General features: G+C 52.9%; 5 protein-coding genes. All 5 read right to left on the bottom strand.

Annotated elements, in window-relative coordinates; translation table 11 throughout:
• Window positions 1–2,406, bottom strand: a complete 2,406-nt coding sequence (locus tag AC6R0L_RS01480) for a glycoside hydrolase family 94 protein (RefSeq protein ID WP_500628019.1) — start codon at window positions 2,404–2,406, stop codon at window positions 1–3.
• A gap of 150 nt (window positions 2,407–2,556) precedes the next feature.
• A complete protein-coding gene (locus AC6R0L_RS01475) occupies window positions 2,557–4,518 on the bottom strand; it encodes a beta-N-acetylhexosaminidase (RefSeq protein WP_500628018.1) in 1,962 nt (653 codons plus the stop codon).
• A complete protein-coding gene (locus AC6R0L_RS01470; protein ID WP_500628017.1) occupies window positions 4,515–5,423 on the bottom strand; it encodes a glucosamine kinase nucleotide-binding domain-containing protein in 909 nt (302 codons plus the stop codon). The genes AC6R0L_RS01475 and AC6R0L_RS01470 overlap by 4 nt, the downstream gene beginning before the upstream one ends.
• Entirely contained in the window at window positions 5,420–7,222 is a 1,803-nt protein-coding gene (locus AC6R0L_RS01465) for a glycoside hydrolase family 9 protein (protein WP_500628016.1), read from the bottom strand. Before AC6R0L_RS01465 ends, AC6R0L_RS01470 begins: the two co-directional genes overlap by 4 nt.
• Before the next feature lie 116 nt (window positions 7,223–7,338).
• Window positions 7,339–8,334, bottom strand: a complete 996-nt coding sequence (locus tag AC6R0L_RS01460; RefSeq protein WP_334553970.1) for an ABC transporter ATP-binding protein — start codon at window positions 8,332–8,334, stop codon at window positions 7,339–7,341.
• Window positions 8,335–8,341 lie beyond the last annotated feature (7 nt).

Genomic DNA, 8,341 nt, shown 5'->3' with positions numbered 1-8,341 from the left:
TTATCCCAATACCACGACCACTTGGTTGACAGAGCCTTGAGGCTGAACCGGAACCACACCCTCGAAGACTTGGCCGTTCACCGTGATGGATTGAACCCCTTTGCTCACCGAATTCGGATTGTCGACTTTGATGTGATAAGTGGCACCTAGCCACTCACGCGTAACCTCAAAGCCCGGCCAATCGGTCGGAATACACGGGTCGATGGTTAGGCCATCAAATCCACTGCGCACACCCAAAATAAAGTTGGTGACCGCAAAGTAAGCCCAGCCTGAGGTGCCGGTTAGCCAAGGGTGGTTGGCGCGGCCATGATCTTGATGATCGCGCCCCATGATGAATTGGACGTAGGAGTAAGGCTCCGCGACACGTTTCTCGATGATGTCGTTTTGGTTGTATGGGTTGAGCGCATCGTAGAACTTCATCGCACGATCGCCGCGGCCCAGTTTGGCCTCTGCGACCCAAGCCCAAGGGTTAGGGTGTGAGAAGATGGCGCCGTTTTCTTTCACGCCCTGGTAGACGCGAGTAACAAAGCCGATGTCGTCATTAGGGGTCGCAAATGAGGGCGAGTTGAGATGCAAGCCGTATTCGGAGAATAGGTGTTCATCAACTGCGTCCATGGCTCGCTCGCCACGCTGCTGCGAGACCGCACCAGAGAGGACGGCGAGGGTGTTCGACTCCAGATGGACACGGCCTTCTTTTTGCTGCGCAGTACCAATCTTGTCGCCATTTTTGGTCAAGCCGCGAATGTACCAACCGCCTTCGTCGTCCCAGAGGTGAGTTTCACACGCTTCACGGACATTAGCCGCCATTTGGCTGTATTTCTCCACATCCTCCTCTTTACCAAGGAACTTGGCCAAGTCGATGAACTCTTGCAGTGCCCAGAAATGGAGGAAAGAGACCATCGATGACTCGCCGCCACCAAGGTTGAGACAGTCATTCCAGTCAGCGCGCAGGCCTTTACAGATGCCGGTTTGACCGACGTACTCAGCCGAGAAGTCGAGCGCGGCTTTCATGTGCTCATAGACACTGGCTTCGCCGCCATCGGCATACGGAATGGTCTCATCAAAAAATCCGTGCTCGCCCGTTTCCATCACGTATTTACAGATGGTCGGCACCAACCAAAGGTGATCGTCAGAGCAGGTATCTTCAATGCCGTGGATCTTATCTTCATCGGAAGGGGTTGGAACCACGGTTGGTGATTTGGAGGGTTTCACATCTGCTTTTTCAGGATCGAACCAGTCAGGATCAAACAAGTGCAGACCGTACCCCGCTTTGACCTGACCGCGAAGCAGATCGACAATGCGCTTGCGCGTCATTTTCGGGTTGGCGTGTGGGACGGAAATCGCATCCTGAGCCGTGTCACGATAGCCCAACCCAGTACGTCCACCCACTTCAATAAAGGAAGCGAAACGTGACCAGACAACACAGGTCTCGGCTTGGTACAGCGTCCAAGTGTTGATCATGGTATCCAGACCTTCGTTCGGCGAGCGGACTTGGAACTTGTTGCAGCGCTCGTCCCAGTGCGCTTTGATGCCCGCAAAGGCGCGATCGATCTCACTCACATCTTGGTATTTGGCGCGCAAACGCTCGCCATTACCTTTTCCGATACCCAGCAAGTAGGCGAAACGCACTTCTTCACCCGGTGCAAGTGTGAACTGTTTGTGCAGTGAGCCACAGTGGTTGTAACAAGTTTGCGCGCTGTTCGAGCAGCGTCCTTGCTCGACGGCAATCGGATTGGCTTCGTCACGATAGAGACCAAGGAAACGATCGCGTTGACCATCATACGAGTCTGGATCGAAGGTGGAGGCGAGGTAATAGAAGCCTTCAAAGTCGTTGGTGTTGTAGTAGAGATCATACTCAATCACGCCGTCACGGTATTCGGTGCCCGCAGAGTAAAGTGACATCTGGTGGTTTTGATTGTCCGATTGAATATGGCTAAATGAGAATTCGATGAACGAAAATGCGCTGATCGTGCGTGGCGTATCTGAGGTGTTTTTGATCACCACATCCCAAATTTCAACGTCTTCGCCTTTCGGTACAAATAAGGTTTTGGTCGCGCTAATGCCACTGTACTCACATTTGAATTTGGAGTAAGAGAGGCCGTGGCGCACTTCATAGGTCGCTTCGTCTAAACTCTTCGCAACCGGCTGCCATGAGATAGACCAGTAATCACCGCTGACATCATCGCGCAGATAGACGTAATGCCCAGGGCGATCAAAGCTGGCATTGGGGCGGAATTTGGTGACGCGATTGTACTCAGGGGAGTTGTAGAAAGAGTAGCCGCCCGCATTGTGCGAAATGACGGTACAGAACTTTTCTGTGCCTAAGTAGTTAGTCCATGGTGCAGGGACGTCTGGTCGAGTGATGACGTATTCACGATGTTCGTTATCGAAATAGCCGTATTTCATGTGTCTTTCCTTTTAACAAGTTACCAATCAGTAACCAAATCTAAGCTAGTGAAAACTGTAAGTAGTGATTCAATGGGTTAAGTTCATCGTCAGGATTTCGGGTCTCTAACCCGCGCTATCCGACGCTCATTTTTTTGTCTCGTCACCTCGTTATTTGGGGGCTTGAGGTTTGGCGCCAGTGCTTGCAGCTGTTCGCCAAGGTGCTCTATAGGCCACCCCTTGTTTGTCGAGCAGCGGTAAGTGGGCGTTGAGTCGCGCAAGGTAGTCCAACCAATCGCGCTGGTGTTTTTCACTCCAGCCCGCTTCGGCAAGCGCGGTTAGGCGCGGGAAAATCATGTAGTCCATGCGTGCAGGCTCGGTGACAATTTCGCTCCATAGCGCACATTGAATGCCTAAAATGCGACGTCGAATTGGGTCGTTGTCGGCGATGTCAGCTAGTGGCTCGTAGCGATACGCCTTTTCAAGCGGGATCACGCTGGCCCAATCGACGCCCGGCTCTTCAGGGGCGTAATCTTGGCTCATATCGAGATAGGTGCTTTGACCAGGCTGTAAGATGACGTCAAAGCCTTGTTTGGCGCAGTGCAATGCAGCGTCCTCACTGAGCCAAGAGTAGATCACGGTATCTTTGCTCACTTTGTCACCATGTTGCGCTTCTTCCCAACCGACCATTCGCTTACCTAAGCTGCGTAACTTGCGTTCGGCGTAACGCAGCAGATGACCCTGTAGCTCTTTGCTGCTCTGGTAGCCGTGCTCTTTCATTAGCGCGATGCACGCTGGACTCTCTAGCCACACTCCTTGTGGTACTTCGTCGGCGCCGATATGCACCCAAGGAGACGGGAAAAGCGCCGCCACTTCCTCAAGTACCGCGTCGAGAAACGCATAGGTACCAGGCAGAGCGGGGGACAACACGTTGTCGCTGTAATGCTGGATACTGCGGTAGTTTGAGCGATCACTGGCGTCATACAGCCATTCCGGTAGGGATTGGATCGCCGCTCGGCAGTGGCCTGGAATATCAATTTCAGGGATCACTGTGATGCCGCGTTCTGCGGCATAGTCGATCACGGCGGCGATCTCTTCTTGGCGGTAGTATCCACCGTAGCGCTGTCCTAGATGACTAAATTGCGCTTGTAACGCCAAATCTGGACCGCGAAACGCCCCAATCTCAGTTAATTGAGGCAAGGATTTGATTTCAATGCGCCACCCTTCGTCATCGGTAAGGTGCCAATGGAAGGTGTTGAATTTGTAGTGCGCCAGTTGGTTGATGAGGCGTTTGATCTGCGCCACCGAGTAAAAATGGCGCGCGCAATCTAGCATCATGCCGCGATAGCCAAAACGGGGTTTATCGCTGATGGTGACTAACGGCAGGGCGAGCCCATTGCCTTGTTTCGCGGGTCTGATGAGCTGCAGCAAGGTGGCGCTGGCATGGATAAAACCGACGTCCGAGCCGGATTCAAGCTGAACACCATGATGAGTCACGGTTAAGTGGTATTCCCCCTCATCAAGTGTTGGGTTCGAGCGAAAGAGGATGTCACTTTGCCCAATCGTGTGCACCTCAAAATCATGCAGTGTGGCTAGCTCTTGTTGCAGCCAAGTAGCGCCGCGTTCTGCCAATGCGGTTTGCAAGGTGATTTGGCTGTGTTCAGAGAGACGATATTCGCCCTCTTTGAGTGCTAGAGCATTGGGCTTTGGAATCAGAGCCAAGGGCGCTGACGGCAGCTCTGAGCGGGCTGGGATCTCGGCGCGCTCGCGGTAGGGCGAGGCGAGCGCGATCGGCGAGACATGCACCGCGTGTGTTTGGTGTTGCTCAAGGTCGATCAGCAGCGCATCTTTTAGTCCATCAGTATAAAAACGTAGCGGCGCGGTTCTGATGTTAAATTCGCAATAAAAGTGTTGGTTAGCGGTTAACGTGTCGATATCTGGCGTTAAAGTGCAAAAACTCCCAATCTGCACAATCTGCCCGTGGCTGACACTGTTTGGCTGAATGTAGCGATCAAGAATGAACTGTAACTGCCAGGTGGGCAGGTCTTGATCGGTTAAGTTGTGCAAGGTGAGGCCAAATCGGCAACCTTCTTTGCTCTCATTGAGCACCGCAAAATCCACTCGATAACTCATTGTGCACCTTCGTGTTGAATGTCGCTCAGTCTATAAAGGTTGTGCTCAGGTTTACCTGCAAACATCAGTGCCCCTTCGATGGCGTCGAACTTAGCAGGCACAATCAGACTTCTCATCGGTGGCGATAGCCACGCTTGCATGCGCTCCGCCACTCCGCCCATCAAACAGATGCGCGTCGCGCCTCGGCGGCGTAATGCTTGCAGCCACATTTCGATATCGTCACGGGTTTGTTGTAAGAGTGCCTGTGCCAACGGGCATCCTTCATCGGCGAATTGAAATATCTGAGGCGAAAACTGACCATAATCGCGAGGCAGCGCTTGTTTTGACCAGGCAACAATCGCATCGACGTCATGGTGAAAGTGTGTCATCACGTAATGGTAGAGTGGTGTTTGGGGCTCAATGTCATCGTAGGCGAGCAGCACTTTTTGGATTAGCCTTAGCCCCATCATCGCGCCACTGCCTTGATCGGAGATGGGAAACTCACGGCCACCGACCACTTGCTGCTCACCACCGTTGATCAATAGGCCGCATGAGCCTGTACCAGCAATCAGAATGGCACCATCTTGGCCGTCATGCGCACCAAGACAAGCGCCATAGGCATCCGTATTGAGAACGATGGAGGCGAATGGGTGAGGCTGCTCCATCATCGCAAACCATGCAGACTTTTGCTCCGCGCCCGCGAGGGCAAGGCCAAGGTGCATGCGTGTGAAGTCAGTGCTCGTCAACTCGGCCTGAGTAGCTGCTGTCGTGACGGCATCGACAATGGATGTCAGGGCAGATTCGATGCCGAGTAAAATGTTAGCGCTGCCGCTTTTTCCCTCGCCAAGTAAGCGCCCCTGCGCATCTCGGATTCGCGCTCGGCACGAGGTGCCGCCGCCATCAATGCCGACATATAAATAGGTCATTGCGCTTGCTCCTTTGAGAACGGGTGAGTTTGAGAGAAGCGACGCGCCTGGTGACAAATGGCGAGCAGATACCACGCCGCATGAGGAATCCACTGTTCGCCCCAACGCCAGTTTTGCAGCATGTCATCACATTGAGGGGACGGATTGAAGGCGATGTCTCGTTCATCATCAAATCCGCTGGTAATGCCGTTACAAATCCCCCCTTTGGCGTTAAAAAAGCCCAGCTCAGGCAGGTAGTCTGGGTTGTTGTGACCTGCGCCATCAAGCATGCAGAGATCAAATGGGTTCAAACCCAAAATCCAGCTCAAACAGTCCTCTGCAAACCTATCTAGTTGCTGATATAGAGCCGGGTTATCAAGGTGGCGCTGAGCGATATGGGCCATGCTCGCGAGAGAGCCGAGCCGCGCGTTTTCGCCTTGCCACCAGTAGCCGGTTTCATTGTCATGGGGAACGAAAAAGCGCGCGCTTTTCTCCTCTGATAGAGGCTTAGTGTACTGGCGAGGGTAACCAAAGGGATTGTGCACCGCTTGTGTGATGGAGAGTTCAAACCGCACCGCTTGTTCAATCACACGCTGGACGCTGTCTCGCTGCGCCGTATCGGTTTCAATATCCAGATAGCGACACAAGCTGATGACTGGTAATCCTGCGTCACTGGCATGAAAGTAGGGGCGTGAGCCATCGTGATTCGCGGACCAGAAATGGCGCTGATCGTCATCGCTGCATTGACGTGCCATCAGTTTGTTGGCCCACTCTTGGCATTGTTGCAGATAGCGTGTCTGTTTTGTAGCGCGATAGAGCTCGCAACAGGCCAGTAATGCGCAGTACTCATCGATGATGTTTTCAACGCCATCGTCTAAGTACTCGCGGTTGTGTGAGATAAGGTGCCAATAGCCTTTTTCCGCCGCCGCCAAGTAGTCGTTGGGTCGATATTCTCCGCCTTGCTCGCACTGTGCGGCGGTAGCGAGCGCAGCAATTGCAATGCCGCCGCCTTGACGAAATCCAGCTTGAAAGTCCGAGGACTTATGGCCCAATTGTGTCGCATAGGCGCAAATATGGCGTTTGCTGGTCTCTTTTGACCACTGGTCAAACACTGTCATGTAAAAGTAGCCATCAGGATGTTGCATTCGCACTAAAAAATCGGCGCCGTGCAATGCTTCTTCTGCCATTCTCAGGCGAGTAAACGCGGGGACGGAATCGAGCGTTTGCAGCTGCTCTAAGCCATTGAATAGGTTCCACACGACCATGGGAATCTGCTGTGGATTGAAGTGATTAGCGTAAGAGAGGTGGCTGAGGTATTTGCTGACATCGCCGGAGGCATCATACCAGCCGCCGTGGACATCCGCGTACGCATCATGGCCGTAAAGGGGCACGTGGCGATCTTGCTGATCAAACACGCCCGTACAACGCTGAGACTTAAAGTAGTGCAGCACATCGGACAGCGTGGCGCTGAGCAAGTGTTGATGGCGAATCTCGAAAGTGTGGGAGCGGACAGAGTCGTCATTGCTCAAGTCACTTTCACTCGACGTATCTTTTTTTAACGTATCTTTGTTCAACCTATCAATGGCCAAGTAGAACTGGCCGATTTGGTCAAAATTGGAAAACGGAATGCGAAAAAAATGCCCTTGGTGCCAATGGTCGACGGTGCCACCGGGCTCGGTTTGATAGGTGGCGAGCGTCTGATGACTCTGCGCGCACACAAGACGAGCAGTGGGGAGCGTCTCTAGTGCGTGGTTTGTCATCAGTACCGCCTGTTTTGGACCAAGGGCTTCATAACCAAGATGGTTAGTCAGTAGCTGCATTCTGTTCTCCGAACGTGGTATGTCTTATGCCGCGCAAGCGCGGGTATTCAAGGTGTTCATCACAGCCAAGGAGCGCCCTTGGCTGCGTTTTTGGTGCGATGGCTGTTTAAGCGCGATTAGTGTTCAAACAGATAACAACGCACAAAGTGGTTTTCAGACAGTTGAGTGACCTCAGGTAATTGCTCACGGCAGCGCTCAGTAGCGTGCTCACAGCGCCCTGCAAATGGACAGCCAGTTGAGACGGGCGTCCAAAGCGGAATCTCCCCTTTATTGCCTTTGAGCTTCTCGTGAATCGATTTACTCGGATCGGGCACCGCAGAAACCAGCAGCTGCGTGTAGGGGTGTTGAGGTTTATGGATGATCTCTTCGGTATCGCCCCACTCGACCATGTGACCCACGTACATCACCGCCAGATCTTCAGCGATGTAGCGAGCCGTGGCGATGTCGTGCGTGATGTAGAGCAGTGACATCTGTTTGTCGAACTTCATCTCTTCCATCAGGTTCAATACCCCGGCACGAATCGACACATCGAGCATCGAGGTCGGTTCATCGGCAAGTACAACCTCAGCGCCAACGGCAATATTACGCGCTAAGTTGACCCGTTGGCGCTGACCACCGGAGAGTTGGTGCGGGTATTTTTCTGCGGTCTCTTTCGGCGGAATAAGGCCCACTTGTTCCAGCAGATCGTACACTCGCTCTTGCAGCTCTTTTTTGTTGCCCGGCGTGACTTTTTTATGGATCAGCAAGGGGCGGGCAATGTGGTGGAAAATATTGTGTGTTGGGTTGAGCGAGCCAAATGGGTCTTGCCAGACCATTTGTACCCCTTCGCGATAACTCATTAAGTCCGATTTTGACTTGATGGTTTGAATGTCGCGGCCCTTGTAAATGATGTCGCCTGAGGTTGGCGCATACATCTTGGCGATCATTTTCGCGGTCGTGGATTTACCCGAGCCGGATTCGCCCACCACCGACAAACCGCGGCTTTTGTACATTTTGAATGACACGTCGTTGATCGCGCGCATCATAGGTTGTTGCAGTGCATTGCTGTTGATCGGGAAATCTTTGACCAGATTTTTTCCCTCAATCAACAAGTCGCCATATTCTGTGCTCATAATGGTC

It is taken from the genome of Vibrio sp. R15-SG3-ISO1A (genome assembly GCF_059833955.1).
This window is presented reverse-complemented; position numbering and strand designations above follow the sequence as displayed.

Bases quoted from the DNA above. Each gene is read 5' to 3' on its own strand.
- AC6R0L_RS01470 (WP_500628017.1), bottom strand. From the start codon at position 5,423: ATGACCTATTTATATGTCGGCATTGATGGCGGCGGCACCTCGTGCCGA.
- AC6R0L_RS01475 (WP_500628018.1), bottom strand. From the start codon at position 4,518: ATGAGTTATCGAGTGGATTTTGCGGTGCTCAATGAGAGCAAAGAAGGT.
- AC6R0L_RS01460 (WP_334553970.1), bottom strand. From the start codon at position 8,334: ATGAGCACAGAATATGGCGACTTGTTGATTGAGGGAAAAAATCTGGTC.
- AC6R0L_RS01480 (WP_500628019.1), bottom strand. From the start codon at position 2,406: ATGAAATACGGCTATTTCGATAACGAACATCGTGAATACGTCATCACT.
- AC6R0L_RS01465 (WP_500628016.1), bottom strand. From the start codon at position 7,222: ATGCAGCTACTGACTAACCATCTTGGTTATGAAGCCCTTGGTCCAAAA.